This window comes from Sphingobacterium micropteri (genome assembly GCF_014692515.1).
Taxonomy (GTDB): Bacteria; Bacteroidota; Bacteroidia; order Sphingobacteriales; family Sphingobacteriaceae; genus Sphingobacterium; species Sphingobacterium micropteri.
The window spans coordinates 185,824-205,820 of sequence record NZ_JACOIK010000003.1 but is presented as its reverse complement, the minus strand read 5'-3'; the positions used below and the strand labels follow the sequence as shown (position 1 = coordinate 205,820).

12 protein-coding genes are annotated in these 19,997 nt (G+C 43.1%); 3 read left to right on the top strand and 9 right to left on the bottom strand.

The annotated features are described in order from the left end of the window. Positions 1-23: 23 nt before the first annotated feature. On the top strand, positions 24-848 hold the full coding sequence (locus tag H8B06_RS05055) for a glycoside hydrolase family 16 protein (RefSeq protein WP_190993217.1): 825 nt from the start codon (positions 24-26) through the stop codon (positions 846-848). An 83-nt stretch (positions 849-931) separates the two neighbouring features. Here H8B06_RS05055 and H8B06_RS05050 read toward each other — a convergent pair whose 3' ends face one another. The 6 genes from H8B06_RS05050 to msrA form a co-directional block, all read right to left on the bottom strand. Further along, on the bottom strand, positions 932-3,529 hold the full coding sequence (locus H8B06_RS05050; RefSeq protein WP_190993216.1) for an alpha-L-arabinofuranosidase C-terminal domain-containing protein: 2,598 nt from the start codon (positions 3,527-3,529) through the stop codon (positions 932-934). Then, positions 3,529-5,490 (bottom strand): alpha-L-arabinofuranosidase C-terminal domain-containing protein, encoded by a 1,962-nt coding sequence (locus H8B06_RS05045; RefSeq protein WP_190993215.1) that lies wholly within the window; start codon positions 5,488-5,490, stop codon positions 3,529-3,531. The genes H8B06_RS05050 and H8B06_RS05045 overlap by 1 nt, the downstream gene beginning before the upstream one ends. Before the next feature lie 124 nt (positions 5,491-5,614). After that, positions 5,615-7,159 (bottom strand): alpha-N-arabinofuranosidase, encoded by a 1,545-nt coding sequence (locus H8B06_RS05040; protein ID WP_190993214.1) that lies wholly within the window; start codon positions 7,157-7,159, stop codon positions 5,615-5,617. A 216-nt stretch (positions 7,160-7,375) separates the two neighbouring features. After that, entirely contained in the window at positions 7,376-9,085 is a 1,710-nt protein-coding gene (locus H8B06_RS05035) for a RagB/SusD family nutrient uptake outer membrane protein (RefSeq protein ID WP_190993213.1), read from the bottom strand. A gap of 9 nt (positions 9,086-9,094) precedes the next feature. After that, entirely contained in the window at positions 9,095-12,118 is a 3,024-nt protein-coding gene (locus tag H8B06_RS05030) for a SusC/RagA family TonB-linked outer membrane protein (RefSeq protein ID WP_190993212.1), read from the bottom strand. A 347-nt stretch (positions 12,119-12,465) separates the two neighbouring features. Further along, positions 12,466-12,978, bottom strand: coding sequence for a peptide-methionine (S)-S-oxide reductase MsrA (msrA, locus tag H8B06_RS05025; RefSeq protein ID WP_190993211.1), 513 nt, complete (start codon positions 12,976-12,978; stop codon positions 12,466-12,468). Positions 12,979-13,069: 91 nt separating this feature from the next. On the opposite strand from msrA, the gene H8B06_RS05020 reads away from it, so the two are divergent. Beyond that, entirely contained in the window at positions 13,070-14,122 is a 1,053-nt protein-coding gene (locus H8B06_RS05020; protein WP_190993210.1) for a dipeptide epimerase, read from the top strand. Positions 14,123-14,187: 65 nt separating this feature from the next. Here H8B06_RS05020 and H8B06_RS05015 read toward each other — a convergent pair whose 3' ends face one another. The 3 genes from H8B06_RS05015 to H8B06_RS05005 form a co-directional block, all read right to left on the bottom strand. Then, positions 14,188-15,870, bottom strand: coding sequence for a sodium/sugar symporter (locus H8B06_RS05015; protein WP_190993209.1), 1,683 nt, complete (start codon positions 15,868-15,870; stop codon positions 14,188-14,190). A gap of 47 nt (positions 15,871-15,917) precedes the next feature. After that, entirely contained in the window at positions 15,918-17,246 is a 1,329-nt protein-coding gene (gene xylA / locus H8B06_RS05010; RefSeq protein WP_190993208.1) for a xylose isomerase, read from the bottom strand. A 127-nt stretch (positions 17,247-17,373) separates the two neighbouring features. Beyond that, positions 17,374-18,867: a xylulokinase gene (locus tag H8B06_RS05005; protein ID WP_190993207.1), complete on the bottom strand. Its 1,494-nt coding sequence runs from the start codon at positions 18,865-18,867 to the stop codon at positions 17,374-17,376. Between the two features lie 99 nt (positions 18,868-18,966). Between H8B06_RS05005 and H8B06_RS05000 the strand changes: the two genes are divergently transcribed. Beyond that, a complete protein-coding gene (locus tag H8B06_RS05000) occupies positions 18,967-19,992 on the top strand; it encodes a LacI family DNA-binding transcriptional regulator (protein ID WP_190993206.1) in 1,026 nt (341 codons plus the stop codon). The last annotated feature ends 5 nt before the right edge of the window (positions 19,993-19,997 follow it).

Sequence of the window (19,997 nt, the reverse complement as noted above, 5' to 3'; positions counted from 1 at the left end):
TGCATTATAACAACAGAAACAACATGAAGTACACATTTTTTTTAGTAGCTGCCACATTAATTACTGCAAGTAGCTGTGCTCAGGACAACGAGGCTTATCAATTGGTATGGTCGGATGAATTTGACCAAGATGGACTGGTTAATGCCAATAATTGGGTTTTTGAAGAAGGGTTTATGCGTAATGAGGAAGCTCAATGGTATCAGAAAGACAATGCTTATGTAAAAGACGGGCTGCTCATTATTGAAGCTCGAGAGGAAACAAGACCTAACCCGACCTACGAGGAAGGAAGCAAACATTGGGCGCGTTCGCGCGAGGATATTCAATATACCTCATCTTCTATTAATACGGGAGGTAAACATAGCTGGCAGTATGGTCGTTTTGAAATACGGGCAAAAATACCCGTAGGAACGGGGCTATGGCCGGCTTTTTGGACATTGGGGGTGGATAAGGAATGGCCTTCGAATGGAGAAATAGATATTATGGAATACTACAAAGGCAATATCTTGGCCAACGTTGCCCGTGGCACCGACGAACGCTGGAAACCAAAGTGGTTCGATAGTAAAAAGTCTGTAGAAGAACTTGGTGGGAAAGCTTGGGCAGATGAGTTTCATATATGGCGAATGGATTGGGATGAGCATGAAATCACGTTGTATGTCGACGATTCGTTGATGATTAAAGTTGAAATGGAGCAACTTGTCAACGAGGATGGAAGTGGCTTCAATCCGTTCAAGCAACCGCACTATATTTTATTGAACTTAGCGCTGGGAGGTATCAACGGTGGTGAAATTGATGAAAGTCTGCTACCTGCGAAGTATGAAATAGATTATGTTCGGGTATATCAAAAATAAAAACAAACAATTTGTATGACACTTCCAACTGGACAGAAAGTGTCAAGTGGATAATTAGGTGAGCGTGCAACACACGCTCACTCCTATTTAGGATTAGACACCCTGATCACCGAAAAAGAATACGGAGGAATCTCGTAAGCCCAATCTTTCTCCACCGTAATCTCCGCTGTCACAGGCTGTGCTTTATCGTCATCGGGTTGGCCGCTCAATACCATTTTTGTTGCCTTGGCAGTTTCCGTTAACAAGCCGTCCAAAGTCACTTTACTACTTACGCCTACAGGTAATAAATTCGCCAAGCGGATGATGATATCACCACTCTCCCCATCTTTTACGACCGAACAGGCAACACGTTTTCTGACAGCTTCATCCGCGTGATTTAGTTCGATTTGATTGGCAAAATATTCGTTTCCAGCGTGTACACCGAATAGTTTTTGCACATAATACCCTACCGTTGGTTTGATCTCGTCGTTATTGAAGTAAATCAGATCCGGGCTCCACTGTGTACGTTTTTCTTTGGCCAACAAAGGTGCATAACTGGTCATGCTCACCATATCGGCATTCCGTTCGATATTGATCAGGTGCAAGGCCTCCGTCAATGCTGTTTCTATATTGGTCGCACGGTTAGGTAAATGGGCTGCGTATTCTCCCACATACACTTTTGCTTTGCTGCGATCATAGCGATCATAAAAATCCTGATTGTGGATATACCATCCAGGAGTCTGGTAGTAATGTTCATCAATCATCGGTACACCCAGGTCCGTAGCGACTTCCCATCCACGTTCATAGTCTGAACCTTCCGACCACGGCCCACTGGTACCGATCACAACGATATCCGGATATTTCTCCTTGATGGTGTCAAAAATCATTTGGAAGCGCTCTATAAATACTTCCGATATCAAGTCTTCGTTTCCGACACCGATATACTTCAAGTTAAAAGGTTCAGGATGTCCGGCATCCGCGCGCATCTTGGCCCATTTGTTTGTTTTAGGATCGCCATTTGCCCATTCAATCAAATCCAAGATATCTTGGACGTACGCGCCCATATCTTCCAATGGAATTCCCCCCTGTTGCCCTCCGATCGGATGATCACATTTTTCCGAATTTTGACAAGGAACTCCAGCCGCTACGATAGGCATAGGCGCAGCACCGATATCCGCACAGAACTGGAAATATTCGTAATAGCCTAATCCCATCGACTGATGGTAGCCCCAAAGGTTGCGCTGTGGTTTACGAGCTTCCAATGGCCCGATCGTATTTTTCCAGTGGTAGATATTTTCTATACCCTGTCCGTGTGCAACACACCCGCCCGGAAAACGCACAAAGCGAGGTTTGATATCCGCCAATACTTGGGCTAAGTCCCGACGTAAGCCATTCTTACGTCCGTTAAACGTCTCCTGGGGAAATAAGGAAACCATATCTAAGGCAATCTTCCCTTCTGCTTGCGGGATTATTTCCAGTCTTCCGTTGGAGACATCTCCTTTCGAAACCAACACGGCTTCATGTTTCTTCCAATTTTCAGTTAACGCACCAGTTGTTGTTTCGCCATATACTGTACCGTGTTCATCTAGCAGGCGTATTTTCAAACGGGCGTCCTTTCCATCGATCGCTTTGGCGAAGACCGAAAAGTCGTATTTTGCATTCGCTTTTAAAGAAATCCCATCAAAGCCCTCATTCTGCAATCCAGCACCAACCTTGTTCACTGTCAAGACGGCATAGTGCTTATTATTTTCATGGATAGGCGATGCGGTTTCGATCGCAAAGGAAACGTCATTATTTGTTGTTTTCCAAGCGGTCTTACTGTGCCAATTCGGGTCATTTTTTCTATCCGTCGGTTGGTACTCAAAACCTCTATTCTGCACGAGCTCGGCATAGATCCCACCATCTGCCGCGTAATTGATATCTTCAAAGAAAATCCCGATCAGCTTATCGCTGATCGCCTTGGATTCGTTGGCCTGAACCGTAATATTGGCTTCTAACGGATGGAGATCCCTAAAACGTGTTGGATCGTCACGCATTAACTCTGCATGTTGTGCATTTCTGTACTTGGAAACTTGCACATGTTTAATCAAACCGTCGATCAGTTTCCACGATACTTTGTGAATGGTTCCGGTTTCCGTACGATTAGCAATATTTGCCTGGGTTCTTTGATTTATGCGGATACCCTCATCTGCTTTTTTCACAGGCGTATAATGCTTAAAATCAGTCGTGCTCGTACTGAAAAACTTTTCTGACCCTGTATGGTTACCTATCCAAGATAAAATATACTGTTTTCCTGTTCCATCACCCTGAATCTCTACTTCCGTGCAGTTATCACGGTGATGCAAAATAGGATATTCCTGTGGTATCCACCGCACGAGATCAGGAGATTTCGCATAAGCAAAAGTCGGGTCTTGATCGTTGACGCTCCATAGCGCATGCCAGTAGCCATCTGCACCGAATGTCAGCACTGGTGAAAACATCCGTTTTTCCCCACCCCAAACACCATAATCCGATTTTACAAACGCAAACTCCGGGCCGATGGCATGCCATGTCTTTTGGTCTCGGCTCCATGCAAAATGCAATCCGGCCTTATTATTCTGCTTGCCGGTAGAATAGGCAAAAATATACGCCGAATCCGGTTCATTAGCAAATAAATTCAGTAAAGGACTACTTGTCAGAAGCAATAAAAGTATCCATTTCATTATTGTACAGGTATTTTAATAACAGTAAACGAATAAGGAGGAAAGGTATCCTTAATGGCTTTACCTTTATAATTCACCTGCTCTGTCTGTGGCTTTATTCTCAAAGGTTCTTCGAGGCTATTTACCACATTCCGATCGGCATTTGCCAATGTAATCTTGGTTGCATTCCCCTTCATTTTTTTCTTGGTATCCAGTTGGAAGTTGGCCTCAACAGACTGTTCGTTGTAGTTCACAAATTTAACGATCAGCTCTTTTGTATTAGCATCATACACAGCGGAAGCGTATAGACTGTCCTGACCAACAACATTTTGATCGCCAAGTTTTACAGGGATAATATCCGTACCTTTATTTAAGGAGTACAACTTCTGAACGTGATAACTTGGTGTACCATATACATTCAGGTTGTCTACCCAAATAAGGTCGGGCGACCATTGCCAACCGTCTACATGGCCAAACAGCGGTGCATAAGAAGCCATCGTTACCACATCACCGTTACGTTCCAATCCCGTCAAGAAAGCTGCTTCGGATAATGCTGCCTCCCACGTACTTCTTCCTGGACCTTGTGGTCGTGTAGTATGCGATGCATATTCTCCGGCAAAGATCTTCGGCCCGTTACGATCGTAGTCGTCATAGCGATCTGCTCCTGAAAGGAACCATGCCGGTGGACGATAGTAATGTTCATCGATGATATCCACCTTCATGTCGCGGAGTTTTTCATCCAGATAGTCAAAGCGCTCCCCATTCGGATCTGTACCCGAGCTTGCGATGATCTGTATTTCCGGATGCTTCTCTTGCAAAATCTTTTGGAAGATCGCTAATCTTTCGATATACTGCGGGCCCCAATTTTCATTTCCGACACCCAACATTTTCAAATTGAAAGGTGCTGGATGTCCCATCTCCGCACGGAGTTTACCCCAAGGTGTATGGGTATCGCCATTGGCAAATTCAATCAGATCCAAGGCATCTTGGATATATTCGTCCAATTCGTCCAACGGAACGACTTCTCCAGTATTAAACTGACACGCCATTCCACAGTTAAGGATTGGAACCGGTTCTGCACCGATATCTTCCGATAGCAAGAAATACTCATAAAAGCCCAAGCCGAAGGTTTGAAAGTAATCGGGTGTCAAGCGGTGGCTAAACTCTGTATTCCAACGATTGATAATCAGCTCACGCTCTTCGATTGGCCCGACGGTTTTTTTCCACTGAAAACGTGTTGCCAAGTCTCTACCTTCTACGATACAGCCTCCCGGAAAACGAACGAAATCAGGCTCCATATCTGCCAATATCTGCACCATATCTTTCCGAAGGCCTTTAGGACGGTTTTTCCAAGTATCCTGCGGGAAAAGCGACAACATATCCACTTCTACATCACCCGCTCCTTCAAACCAGATGTTTAATTTTCCTTTTGGTGAGGTCTCCGACGAAGTGAACGTCACCGATCCCGTCTGCCAGCTGGCTCCTTGCGACAAAGGTAACGCCGCCGTACCGATTACCTGGTCTTGTTCATTTAGCAATTCCACTTTAATCCGTATACCCGGAGACGCCTGCCGATATAGCAACGAAAATTCGTAACCATCTCCTTTCTTCACGCCCATGCCGCGGAAGCCTTCATTTTGCAGACCCGTTTTAAAGTCCGTTGGTTTATGTATTTTTAGTGATCTCGCATTTCCTTTGCGACGGCCGTCGTTGACAATCAAAAAAGTACCCTCCGGAACGTTCTCCAAACGTTTCCATCCCATCATCGGATGGTCAAACTCAAACGAACGGTTTTTAACAAGCTCCGCATAAATACCCCCATCAGCACCAAGGTTGATGTCTTCAAAGAATATACCCCACATGTGTGGTGATATTTTGCCAGAGGCATTATCTAGTTGGACTTTCAGATCGACAGCATTCTGGGCATATAAAAACGAGCCGCAAATAGCTAAAACAGTCGTTAATGATAATATCTTCTTCATTTTTTATCTATCCTAAATTTTATATTTCTTGTGTTTTTGAGAAAGTTAAAGAGTTAAAAAGTGAGACAGATCTAACTTCCTAACTTATACTAACCTTCTAACAACATGATTTGATATCTTTTTACTAAATAAGTTCCAATACAATAACCGAATGTGCTGGAATATCGATCTCTAGCTGATTATTCTTCAATTTGGCATCTTTATATTCTTTTGGAAGTACCGTATTGGGTTGCTCAAATGTATTGTGTTCTCTTAAATTATTGGTAGTCAGAATACGCCCGGTAAGATGTTTTGCCTTGATGCCCCCTAAGTCCAATGAAACTTTCTTTTTTGCTTTCGGATCAATATTCACGACAGAAATGTGTACTCTACCTTGTTTATCTTTTGATGCAGAAGCCGAGATAGCCGGGATTTCTTCTTCGCCATATTTATATGTATCGCTTTGCAGTTCGATCGGGATCAACTGCGCATCTTGGTGCACCTTATACATTTCCATCACATGATAAGTAGGTGTCACGATCATATCTTTTCCTTTGGTTAAGATAACAGCTTGCAACACATTGATAGTTTGCGCTAAGTTTGCCATTTTAACGCGTTTTGCATGGTTGTTAAAGATATTTAAAGTCATCCCAGCGATCATCGCATCGCGCATGGTATTTTGCTGGTATAAGAAACCCGGATTTGTTTCCGGCTCTACTTCATACCATCCTCCCCATTCATCCACAACAAGGTCTACCTTTGCTTGGGGGTCGTATTTATCCATAATTGCGCTATGTTTTTCGACAAGCTCATTCATAAACCACGCGGATTTCATCGTTTTGAAATATTCCTCATCAGAAAATTTTGTTGACGAACCCTTTTTATTCCAGTTGATGACCGCATAATGATGTAATGCGACACCTTTCATAAGATGGTTTGGTATATTCTTCATGAGTGTTTCCGTCCAGTGGTAATCGGCACTATTCGCTCCGGATGCGATACGGTATAATCCACCACTGTTGTCCCAATCGGCCATAAATGTTGCATATTTCCGGTAGATATCGCTGTAATACTCGGCAGTCATGTTTCCACCACACCCCCACGCTTCGTTTCCTACCCCCCAAAATTTAACGTTCCAGGGTTCTTCTCTTCCGTTTTCACGTCGGAGATCCGACATCGGACTTTTTCCGGCAAAATTGACATACTGTACCCAGTCGGCTAATTCCTGTACTTCCCCACTTCCTACATTACCCGCTAGATAGGGTTCCGTTTCCAACAGCTCGCACATGTTGAGGAAGTCGTGCGTGCCAAAGGAATTGTCTTCCGTAACGCCACCCCACCAGCTGTTGACGATGGAAGGACGGCCTTCTTTTGACCCGATTCCGTCCTTCCAATGATAGGTATCCGCAAAACATCCTCCCGGCCATCTTAAATTTGGTATCTGTAATTTTTTCAGGGCATCGACCACATCATTCCGGACACCAGCAGTATGTGCAATAGAATCATTGGCTTCTCCTACATAAAAACCATCGTAAATACATCGTCCAAGGTGTTCGGCAAAATGTCCGTAAATGTGTTTATTAATCGTAATATCGGTTTGTGTGTCCGTTAGCTTAATATTGTTCTGTCCATAAGAAAGCGTGCAGACTGACAATAAAGCAATGCTCAGTTTTAATTTTCCCTTGATCATATTTAGTTGTTTTGTTTACATACCGGTTTATAATACCTTTTGTAAGCACTCTCCTAGTAGGCTATAAAAGCTCATTTTTTGGATAGCGCTTAAAATTAGTGTCAAAATAACACTTATTTTCATAATCACAAATTTTTTTTTGTATTCTGTGCTAGATAAAAGTCAAGAAGCCGAAAGATTAAATCTTCCGGCTTTTCCTTCAAGCGTATGCTTTTTTTATTTACTATATCCCGGATTCTGCGTCAACGGCTCTCCTTCCTTGTTATTCAGTTGAATTTCGCTCAACGGAATAGGAAGCAGTGCGTGGTAATCCTGAAAACCTGACGTAATCTTATTTGATGGTCCATCATCGCCATTCAATGCAATACGCTCTCTCAACTTTCCGGTACGCACCAACGTCATCCGGCGATTTTCTTCCGAAATCAGTTCTCTTGCGCGCTCATCGAGAATAAAGTCCAACGTGATATCCGCTGCACTTACCTGCCCCAGATTGGCATTGCCACTTTCTTCGCGTGCCATTTTAAATGCCCGGTCGCGAAGTACATTGATATCATCAGCTGCTCCTCCGGTATTTCCTTGGCGTAATTTGGCTTCCGCACGTAAAAGATAGGTTTCTCCTAAGCGCATCACAGACCAGTCTTTCACCAGAGCATATCCAAAATCATCGGTTTCATCATATCCGCCCCATTTTGTTGGAAAAGGATACCACACCTCCAAGCTATCCGTTTTAAAAGGAATGGCTTGATCACCCGTTTTAATAGTCACGTTTTGTACGCCCGCATCTTTCGCCACACGCCAGCCATCGGCATCAATACCTATCTCTGCCGAATAACCCGGTCGGTTGTAATTCACAGTTCTACGGATGTTGTAGTTACTGTTCCGGATATCTCCTTCCAGCCCTTGCCATACCGTATATTTCATGAAATTGCTCAAGCGAAGACGTCCGTTACCACGTCCGCCCAGCGAATCCGCATTGACCATTCCTTCCCATTTGTGGTAAGCAGGCTGCCAAACCCGACGATGCTGTGGATTATCGATGGTACCACCGTTTACTTCGCGGTTATATTCTAGTTCAAATGTCCATATCGCTTCCGTATTGCCTTCGGAACGGCGCATATTTCCCTGACGGAACATATCCCGGTAATAATCACCGCCTTCACCTAAGTACTTTCCATAGCGTGCCTCAATCAATTGGTACTTGCCACCATCAATGATAGCAGAAGCCATTTGCTCGGCTTTTTCAAAATAAGAAGCATCACGCTCGCCCATACGAAGATAGGCTTCTGCAGCCAACTGTCTCGCTACATCTTTGTTTATCCGGCTTCCGGTACGTGTTTCTCCAACATTGGGTAGATTAGCTACCGCATAATCCAAGTCTTCCTCGATTACGATATCGACATCGGCTACCGAAGCTCTCGTGTAGTTAAAAGTAGGTATATCAATGGATTCGGTCAATAATGGAACATCTCCCCATAATGTAACGAGCGTATTATAAGCGTAGGCCCTGAAGAAACGTGCTTCCGCAGCTGCCGCCGGATTTTCGTCTCCCACCGAACTAATAATGGTATTGGCATTGTTGATAAACTGATACGAACGCTCCCAAAGGTAAGATACGCCTCCGTTTTCCGAATTGAGATCGGCATATTGATAAAAAGGATTCTCGACACCTTCCGTTGCTCCGGCACTGGTAATATCCATCCCTATTTGCCAACAGGATAAGAATCCCTGTCTACCACTCCATCCCCACAATTGGGCATAAATATAATGAAGTCCTATTAATTGGTTCTCCACGATAGAAGGGTCGCCGGTTCCTGCTTCATAGTCAGAGTAGGGCTTCTCATTCAAAAAACTATCACTACACGATGCTACCCCTAAAGAGAGCAACGCAAGCACCGAGCATAATTTTGTATGTTTATATATCTTCATGACTTTATTTTAAAATGTAAGGTTTACTCCAAAAACGTAATTACGAACCATCGGATAGTTGGTATTGTCTCCAACGCCATCCTGACTATGCCCTCTTGGGATATCCCTTGATTCTGGATCCCAGCCCAACCAACTTGTCCAGGTATAGAGGTTTCTACCGCTAGCATAGAGCGTTACGCCCGATACACCTATTTTGCTAGCGATATCTGCTGGCATATTATAACTTAATGTTACATCTTTCAGCCGTGTAAAACTTGCACTCTTCGGAAAGCCATATCCATAGATGTTGGAGCGATTACTCAATGAACGCCATTCGTTGCTCTTATTTTCGGGTGTCCAATACCCTAAATCTGCCGGCGCACTACGTCTTCCCAATTCATCAGATGCACCACCGATCTGCGGATTGTTGCGCATGGCTCCTTGAACCGTTTGAATAAACACGTTTAGCGAGAAGTCCTTATAGGTAAAAGTATTCGTAATACCACCCGTCCATTTTGGAGCGGTTTGTCCTAAGATGCGGCGATCATCGTCGTTGATGAGACCGTCACCACTTAGGTCGGCCAATTTCACCGCGCCTGCTTCTGCCTGCTCATCCCATCCGTTATGTAGACCCGCTGCAATTTCGTCCTCTTGCCATATACCTACTTGGGTATAGTCATAAATCACGCCCACCGGGTGCCCGATAAACCAACGGTTTCCCAGATCGTCTTTCTTATCGCCGTATACATCCACAATTTTGTTTTTATTATGTGCAAACACCAACATCGACGACCAGCTAAAATTATCCTTAACAATATTCTTAGAATTTAAGGTCACATCGATACCGGTATTGGATACTTTCCCTAAGTTTGACCAAACATCCGCAAAACCTGTTATCCGAGGTAACCGTTGTAGGATCAACATATCTTGTGTATTGGTTTTATAAAATTCTACGGTACCACTTAGACGATTTCCCCACAAACCAAAATCTACCCCGGTATTGAAACCTGCTGTTTTCTCCCAGCGTAAATCCTGATTACCCATTCGTACACGGTAGCGCAGTGCCGCATTTGATAACGTGCCCAAAGCTAGTGGATTGGAGTCCATCAAAGATAATGTCTGATAAGGAGTTATGGCTTCATTTCCGGCAACACCATACGAAACACGTAGTTTCAAATTATCAATAACGTTTCTGGTGCTCTCCATAAACCTTTCATTGTGAATGTTCCAAGCAGCGGCGCCTGAAGGAAAAACACCGTACTTATGGTTGTCGCCAAATACGGATGCTCCATCCCGACGCACTGTAAAGGTTAACATATAGCGGCTATCGTAACTATAGTTCAACCGGCCCATCTGCGAAATTGAACGGTAAAGATCCGCTCTCGAAGATACTTTGTGCGTGGAAGCTGTACCCAAACCTCCCCATTCTAATACATCGTTCGGGAAGATCTCCCCTACGGCTTCAGACTCCTGCCAGTATTTACTTCTTGCGGCATAAAGACCTGTAAAGTCGAAACGGTGCAGACCGATGGTTTTTTCATACGTCAAAATATTCTCCAGTGTGTAGGTCTGGCTTTCCGCATTGTGTATCCGTCCCCAACCATTTGCGTTATACACCGACAAACCGTGGTATTCGTTTGTGCGTTTCGGCACGTAAGAATAACCACCGTTAAACCGGTATTTTAATCCGGATAGTGGCTCCCATATATTGCCAAAATTCATTTCGGCGTAACCGTTTAACGACATATTAAACTCCCGCCGTTCTGGATTAGTAGTGGTATGTAGCAATGGGTTTTCCCATAATTGCTCCGAGTACATTGGCCACCGTGTCAATGTACCATCATCTCCATACATGCGCGCATACGGGCTCATCGCCAGGGCCTGTGTGAGGTTCGCACGTCCGCCATCCCGTTTATGGGCAGATATAAAAGCAGACGTACCGACGGTCAGGTACTTTGTTGGATCAAAATCTGTGTTGGTCCGGAAAGAGTAACGGTCGTAATCAAACCCTTTCACAATACCCTTTTGCCCAAAATAGTCGACCGACACATAATATTTTGCATTTTCGCTTCCACCAGATAAACCGACGTTATGATTTTGTATGGTTCCTGTTTGCATAACAGCATCCAACCAGTCTGTCGTTACACCATTTTGGTAATTATCATATTCATACTCATTACGTACCGGACCACCGTTAAATAAACTTGTATTGGTAATCCGCGCGTATTCTGCATATCTTGCCAATAGCTCTTCTGCTGATACGGGATCCAACATGTGGGATGGCTCCTCAACCCCGGCATAACCGCTATACCGTATAGTCGGCGTTCCGGTCACCCCTCTTTTTGTGGTGATCAAAATCACACCATTAGAACCGTTCACACCATAGATTGCCACAGCGGAAGGGTCTTTCAAAATCTCCACCGATTCAATATCATTCGGGTTAATATCGTTAATAGAACCATCGGTTTTGGTTAATGGTATACCGTCTACTACAATATATGGTCCTGAACCTGCACTCATCGAATTGAGCCCGCGTACTTGGGTTGCCGGTGAATCGCCCGGAATAGAGGATGCTTGGCTAATATTGACATTGGAAACAGCTCCCTGGATGGCCTGCATTACATTCGTCACAGGAAGATTGGACAGGCGTTCTTTTGGAACGGAAGCAACGGAACCGGTAATATCGGACCTCTTTTGCGAACCATACCCAACCACCACCAATTCATCCAACACATTTTCAGAAGAGACCAGCTCTACCGTAATTGTGGTGGATTGCCCTACGGCAACTTCTTTCGGATCATAGCCGATAAAACTAAAGACCAACGTTTGTCCTGTAGACGCTGAAATCGAAAATGATCCCGTAGCATCTGTTTGTGTGCTGTTGGACGTTCCCTTCACCGCCACGGTGACCCCTACAATTCCACTCCCTGTACCAGCATCTTTTACGACACCATTCCGCGTCGTCTGTTGTGCGAAGCCTAATGTAACGCTGAGTATCGCACACAAAAGCAAACAAAATGCTTTGTAATAATTTTTAGTAAAATGTTTCAACATAGTTTTTATAGTTAGTGATTTTGGTTAACATCATGTTTTGTCTGACTAGCATAGCCAATCAGCTTTCTTAATTTCCTAGCCTAGTTCAAATTGGATACATATCATTCCGTTTAATGTTTAAAAATGGTTAACTTATATTTTTAGCGTCGTGCTAACGACTTTTCCGCTTCGCTAGCTTTATCATATTTCTGTTACAAACATAGTATCGTACCAAATTCACGAGGTTGGATTATCGTTCAAAAGTGTCTAAAATGAATGCAGGAAGGATATTTTTTCGTGGAGCAATAAAAAAACCTCGTATTAACGAGGTTTGGCAAAGTTTTTATGAAACGAAGTGGTGTATGTATTTACTTATATTCTTTCAAAAACTTCTGTAGTTTAGGAGCGATAACCGCAGCACAATATGGATTACCCGGATTTTGGTTAAAATAATCGTGGTGGTAGTCTTCTGCCTCCCAAAATGTGCCGGCTGGCTCTACTGCGGTTACTATAGGATCAGCAAGAATAGCTTGTTTGTCTAATTCCTTGATAAAGCGCTCAGTCGCTTCTTTCTGTGTTTCGTCATGATAAAAAACAACGGAGCGGTACTGTGTGCCAACATCATTTCCCTGTCTGTTTAATGTCGTGGGATCATGCGTTTTAAAAAATACTTTTAATAAGGCGTTGAAATCTACTTTAGTTTCATCAAAATCCAGTTGTATAACTTCAACATGGTCTGTATCACCATTGCATACTTCTTTATACGTCGGGTTATCAGTTTTCCCGCCCATGTAACCGGGTAAAACACTACGAACTCCGTCAATGTTTTGGAATATCACTTCGGTACACCAAAAACATCCTCCTCCAAATGTTGCTTTCATAGGATAAAGATACAAGGAAGAAATTAAAAATAGAATAGATTTTAGGTATACAAAAAAGTGTATATTTTCGTTAAGTATAAATTTAAAGAAAATGCAAGCACCAATATGGCATACCCGAGAAATGGGGGAATTTATTTTACGTTTCCGACCTTATACACTGGAAATGAAACACGTATTCACGGTAGCGTCTTTCAGTCGGACAACAACACCAGTTGTTTTGATAGAGCTGGAATATGATGGGGTAGTCGGTTATGGTGAAGCCAGTATGCCTCCCTATCTTGGCGAGTCTCAGGAGAGCGTCATCAATTTGCTAAACAGAATTGATCTATCTACATTCAGCTCCCCTTTTGAGACAGCGGAGATATTGCATTATATAGATCATATTCAAGAAAAGAATACCGCAGCGAAAGCTTGCATAGATATTGCCCTACACGATTTATTAGGCAAACTTATGGGAGAACCTTTCTATAAAATCTGGGGGTTAAATCCGAATCTCATTCCGCCCACTTCCTTTACAATAGGAATTGACACGGAAGAGATCGTGCGCAGAAAAGTGGCAGAAGCAGATCAATTTAAGATTTTGAAAGTCAAACTCGGCCTCGATACAGACAAAATGATGATCAATACCATTCGGTCTATGACGGATGTTCCCTTATGTGCCGATGTCAATCAAGGTTGGACGAATAAAGAGCAGGCGCTGGAGATGACCTATTGGCTCTCTGAACAAAATGTGGTCTTTCTTGAACAGCCCATGCCCAAGGAACAAATAGACGATATAGCTTGGCTAACAGAGCGTTCTCCGATTCCAACCATTGCCGATGAAGGATGTCAGCGGTACGACGATATTATCCGTTTAAAAGATATCTATACCGGTATAAACATTAAGCTCATGAAATGTACAGGTATGCGCGAGGCAAAAAAAATGGCTGAATTGGCAAAGGCTTTGGATATGAAAGTAATGCTTGGCTGCATGACAGAAACATCATGTGCAATTTCTGCTGCCGCGCAGTTAGCTCCTCTGGTAGATTGGGCGGATCTTGACGGTGCCCTATTAATCAGCAACGATGTATATAAGGGTATGCAAATACACGAAGGTCGGTGTATACTACCCAGTGCTCCTGGCATTGGCGTTATAAAAAAGTAGAGACGCAATATATTGCGTCTCTACCTGTTATTTTATTGAACACGATCCAATTGTCGCGATTCCGACTACCAATACATGATATATAACGCAGCGGTCGCCAAAGCCACGATGAGCGCACCCACGACAAAGCCAGGGTGTGCCTTGAACATCTTGGTATCGACCTCCAAACCGTTTGGCACAACTCCTTTAGCATTTTCTATTTTACTAATGATATACATACCAACAATACAAATGATAAATACAAATCCCATACGATCAAGGAACGGGATCTCATATAGACCACTTGCCGGGTTTACGACCGCAAAACCAGTTGCATTCAAGAAAGATAAGTCTGCAAAATTCGGCAGGAATTTAAAGAAAACGGATAACAGGAATCCACCGATGGTAGCAAACAGCGCGGCATTGGAAGTGGTTTTCTTCCAGAAGAAACCAAGAATAAACATCGCAAAAATACCAGGCGATACGAAACCGGTATATTCCTGAATATACTGAAAGCCTCCTTTCTTATCAATACCCAGATGAGGTGCAATTAGTACTGCCAATATCATCGATACAATAATGGTGATTTTACCCGTATTGACCAATTGTCTTTCAGAAGCCGTCTTATTGAATACTTTCTGATATATATCAAGCGAGAATATCGTAGCGACACTGTTTGCCTTCCCGGCCAACGAGGCTACTACCGCTGCCGTTAATGCTGCAAATGATAAACCTTTCAAGCCCGATGGCAGCAAGTTTAACAACACGGGATAAGCCCGATCTGGATTGACTTCCCCTCCTTGGAGCATCTCCGCCTGGAAATGTCCATCTTTCCAAAGAACATAGGCAGCGATCCCCGGCAATACAACGATAACCGGCATCAACAATTTCAGGAAAGCAGCAAATAAGATTCCATTGCGCGCTGTTTTTAAATCAGCGCCTAGCGCCCGTTGCGTAATATATTGATTACAGCCCCAATAGTTGAGGTTTACGATCCACATACCACCAATCAACACGGACAACCCCGGTAAATCCAGATAGTTCTCGTTATCTTTCGCAAAAATCATCTCGAAATGCTCGGAAGCTTTATCGGTCATGATAGCATAGCCATTCAATACACCATCGCTACCATAGTGTTCAGAAACCAAGCTCAACGCTAGATAGGTCGTTGCTAAACCACCAAGAATCAGGAAGAATACCTGGATAACGTCCGTGTATCCAATCACTTTCATTCCGCCCAGGGTGATAATGACGGCGAATATGGCGATCGCATACATACAGAATTCCAGACTAAATCCGGATATACTGCTGACGGCCAAAGCACCTAAATACAAAATGGATGTTAAATTGACCACTACATATAGTGCTAACCAAAAAACAGCCATAATCATGGCCACTGTTCCGTTATAACGCTTATGTAGGAATTGTGGCATCGTGAAAATCTTGTTCTTTAGATAAACGGGTATAAAGAACACGGCTACAATGATTAATGTAATTGCAGCCATCCACTCATACGTCGCTATTGCCAGCCCCATTTTAAAGCCCGAACCGCTCATACCAATGAACTGCTCTGCTGAAATATTGGAGGCGATCAACGATGCACCAATGGCCCACCACGTCAGGGAGCCCTCTGCAAGAAAATAATCCTTAGAGTCTCCTCCGGCTACCTTTGATCTTTTTTTGTTATAGACCCAGATACCATACGTGGCAACAATCACGAAATACACGAGGAAAACTAAATAGTCTGGAGTTGATAATATATTATTCATACGGTTTATTTGATCCCGGCCGCTAAGGTAATAAAAGAATTTATAAATTAAATAAATCGATTTATGATATTTTCAATATATTCTTGTTTGCCGCTGGTTAATGTTGGCTCGCCGTGCTGCAGCGCGTAACTTCTCAAATCTTCCAATTGCAATTTACCGCTTTCAAACTCAGCCCCTTTACCATTGTCAAAACTGCTATATCTTTCTTTTCGTATCTTCTTATAATCCGAGTGCTGCAAGACATTATCGGCTATGATAAGAGCCCTTGCAAAATTATCCATACCACCTATATGCGCATGGAACAAATCGACCGGATCAGTTGAATTCCGGCGTATTTTAGCATCAAAGTTTACACCTCCTCCTTGTAAACCTCCGGTTTCCAATAGGACAAGTAACGCTTCAGCAAGTTCATTTAAGTTGTTGGGAAATTGATCAGTATCCCATCCATTTTGGTAGTCGCCACGATTCGCATCGATAGAACCCAATAAACCAGCATCTGCGGCTACTTGCAATTCATGTTGAAACGTATGACCTGCTAATGTAGCATGATTTACTTCTAGATTTAGCTTAAAATCATCCAATAAATCAAACTGGCGCAGAAAACCGATCACCGTAGCAGCATCATAATCATATTGGTGCTTTGTAGGCTCACATGGTTTAGGCTCAATCAGAAAAGTTCCCGTAAAGCCTTGTTTTCTAGCGTAATCTTTTGCCATATGAAGAAAACGTGCAAGATGCTCTTGTTCTCGCTTCATATTGGTGTTTAACAAGGACATATAACCTTCACGTCCTCCCCAAAAAACGTAGTTTTCACCCCCCAAAGCAATCGTCGCATCTATGGCTGCTTTTACTTGTGCTCCACCATGAGCTAGTACATGGAAATCCGGATTTGTCGCTGCTCCGTTCATATAACGATGGTGACTAAATAGGTTCGCCGTACCCCACAGTAACTTCACACCGCTTTGTTGCTGTTTTTCCTTTGCATATGCTACAATTTGCTCCATATGGCGCTCATTCTCGGCGATATTTTCCGTATGGTCTATCAAGTCGACATCATGAAAACAATAATAAGGAAGTTGCATTTTCGTCATAAACTCAAAAGCGGCATCCATTTTATCTTTTGCACGTTCTAAAATTGTCTCTTTTTTATCCCATGCAAAAAATAAGGTAGGACCACCAAAAGGATCTGATCCGTTGGCATTGAAAGAATGCCAGTAGGCACAAGCAAACTTAAAGTGTTCTGCCATGGTCTTTCCCGCGACAACGCGCGATGCATCATACCAACGAAAAGCCAGCGGATTATCTGAATCCTTACCTTCGTATTTTACCTGTCCGATGTTTTTGAAATACTCTTGATTTCCTAATAAAATGTTCATGTTATTAATTTGTTTTTATTTATTTATGTAAGTTGTTTATAGTGTTATGAGGTTAGAAAGTTATAGTGTTAAGAGGTTAGAATGTTAAAAAGTGAGAAAGGTTCTAACTGGCTAACCTATGCTAACTTTATAACTCCTCGATAACTTTTAGCCTCCATTCTAGACTTCTTTTCCATTTATCGTATAATTCCTGATAACGTTCTACATTTGTGGGCTCGATGGTAACATGCTTCTTGAGCCCGGAGAACGCATCACCACGATCACGATATACACCGGCACCTAAACCAGCCCCCAATGCCGCACCCACACTACCATCATTATCATACAGCTCTACCCCAACACCCGTAGCACCCGCAAAAGATTGTTGAAATACGGGGCTCAGAAATAGATTGGCGTGCCCTGCCCGAATGATTTCCGGTTGGATACCATTCTCCCGCATAATATCCAGGCCATATCGGAATGCAAATGCAATTCCTTCCTGTGCTGCTCGCCAAAGATGAGCCGCGTCGTGACGTACAAAATCCAAATTTTCGATATGGGCATGCACCGTTTTGTTCAGCAACATCCGCTCTGCACCGTTACCAAACGGCAGTATTTGAACTCCCTCTGAACCTATAGGGACCGCAGCCGCCCGTTCATTAATTTGCGGATAGTCATAACCCATTGCCGTTATTTTTTTCAACCAACTATTCTGAATCCCTGTTCCATTAATACACAGCAGCACACCTAGGTTAGGATTATTGTCTTGATAGTTTACATGCGCAAAGGTGTTCACTCGAGATTGCTTATCGTAAACCAATTTATCTGTCACCGCATAAATGACACCCGACGTGCCTGCTGTAGCAGCTACTTCTCCTGGCTCAAATACATTCAAGGAAAGAGCATTATTAGGCTGATCTCCAGCTTTAAAACTCACGACGACATCGGACGAAAAACCAAGTTCATCAGCTACACTAGGTCGAATTTTACCGTAAGTCGAAAAAACAGGAAGAAGATGAGGTACCAGGCTCTCCTCGATACCGTAATAACTCAATAAGGATGCAGACAATTGATGTTTTTCAAAATTCCATAAAATCCCTTCTGATATCGAACTTACATTCGAATTTATTTCTCCCGTAAAGCACATACTCAAATAATCGCCGGGTAACATAAACTTGTGTATCTGCTCATACAGCTCCGGCTCATATTGCTTAACCCATGCCAGCTTGGAAGCTGTAAAATTTCCCGGAGAATTTAAATGCGCTCCTAAAAAGGCCTGTTCTTTTAGTTGGGAAAAAGCTTCATTCCCGAGTTCCACGGCCCGGCTGTCACACCAAATAATGGCATTTCGCAACGGCTTGTGCGCTTTATCGACCACAACCAGACCATGCATCTGGTAGGCAATACCAATAGCCCCTATATCTTTTGGATTATACAGCCCACTCTGATGTGCTTTTTTAATAGCTTCTTTTGTATCAGACCACCACGTCAGTGGATCCTGCTCAGCCCATCCGACTTTCGCTGATAATATCGCAGCCTCTGAATCCGGAAAACTCGTGGACACTATTTTGGTATTTGTCGTTGCATCTACAACAGAAACTTTAATAGATGATGTACCTAAATCTATCCCTAATAATAACATGTTCGTATATCTTAAAAGCTGGCTGCAGCATGCAACCGCTTGCATAAAATTATTTAATAAATTTTATATTTACAAAAATTAAATTTAAAAGATTTTATTTTGGCTAAGAAAACGACCGTCTACGACATTGCTAAAGAGCTCAATATCACTGTATCTACTGTATCCAGAGCATTAAATAATATATCGACGATAAGCGAATCAACCCGCAAGGCTGTTCTGGAAACAGCACAGCGTATGAATTATCGCCCCAATAAAATTGCCTCTTCCCTTACATCCGGCAAAACATATACTATTGGTGTGGTGATTCCGAGCGCCCAGATTCAATTTTTTGCATCGGTTATTCATGCCCTCGAGACATCTCTAAAATCATTTGGCTATAGCATTCTTCTATATCAAACCAATGAGTCCCTAGTCTCGGAAAAGAATGGTATAGCCACTCTTTTAGAAGCGCAAGTAGATGGTATAATCGCTTCTATGTCTTTGGAGACAAAGGATCCCTCCCATTTTGAAAAAGTCAAAGAGGAGGGTAAACCGCTTATCATTTTTGACCGGACACATGATGACCTACAGTGCGCGATGGTGAAGATCGATGATCTACACGCGGGTTATATTGCTACGAAGCATCTGCTGGACGAAGGTTATCGAAAAATAGCCTATATCACCACCAAACACAAGATCAAAATTTTTAAAGAACGGTATGAGGGATATTTACGTGCATTACGAGAGGCAGGTCTTCCGGCAAGTCCTGGATATACAATATTGGGAGAGCTAAACGTAGAAGGAGGTTATGTAGGCACACATGAATTATTAAAACTTCGAGAACGCCCAGACGCTATTATAGGTGGTGATGACTACGTAGCTCTCGGCATTATTAAAGCGCTACATGATAAAAATATCACACCACCCGAAATAGGTGTAATCGGTTTCGCCAATCAAAATTTCTCGGAACACATTATACCAAGTCTTTCCACGATCGATCAACAGGCACTAAAAATAGGCGTCACCTGTGCAAAAATGTTTCTCAAAATTATCGAACAACCGGTTTCTGCACGTCTAGATCAAAAGCCGGTAGTGCTTGAACCACTGCTTTTGGCCAGAGAATCCACCAACCGGAGAAATAGATAATGGCT

Bases quoted from the DNA above. Each gene is read 5' to 3' on its own strand.
- H8B06_RS05055 (WP_190993217.1), top strand. From the start codon at position 24: ATGAAGTACACATTTTTTTTAGTAGCTGCCACATTAATTACTGCAAGT.
- H8B06_RS05050 (WP_190993216.1), bottom strand. From the start codon at position 3,529: ATGAAATGGATACTTTTATTGCTTCTGACAAGTAGTCCTTTACTGAAT.
- H8B06_RS05045 (WP_190993215.1), bottom strand. From the start codon at position 5,490: ATGAAGAAGATATTATCATTAACGACTGTTTTAGCTATTTGCGGCTCG.
- H8B06_RS05040 (WP_190993214.1), bottom strand. From the start codon at position 7,159: ATGATCAAGGGAAAATTAAAACTGAGCATTGCTTTATTGTCAGTCTGC.
- H8B06_RS05035 (WP_190993213.1), bottom strand. From the start codon at position 9,085: ATGAAGATATATAAACATACAAAATTATGCTCGGTGCTTGCGTTGCTC.
- H8B06_RS05030 (WP_190993212.1), bottom strand. From the start codon at position 12,118: ATGTTGAAACATTTTACTAAAAATTATTACAAAGCATTTTGTTTGCTT.
- msrA (WP_190993211.1), bottom strand. From the start codon at position 12,978: ATGAAAGCAACATTTGGAGGAGGATGTTTTTGGTGTACCGAAGTGATA.
- H8B06_RS05020 (WP_190993210.1), top strand. From the start codon at position 13,070: ATGCAAGCACCAATATGGCATACCCGAGAAATGGGGGAATTTATTTTA.
- H8B06_RS05015 (WP_190993209.1), bottom strand. From the start codon at position 15,870: ATGAATAATATATTATCAACTCCAGACTATTTAGTTTTCCTCGTGTAT.
- xylA (WP_190993208.1), bottom strand. From the start codon at position 17,246: ATGAACATTTTATTAGGAAATCAAGAGTATTTCAAAAACATCGGACAG.
- H8B06_RS05005 (WP_190993207.1), bottom strand. From the start codon at position 18,867: ATGTTATTATTAGGGATAGATTTAGGTACATCATCTATTAAAGTTTCT.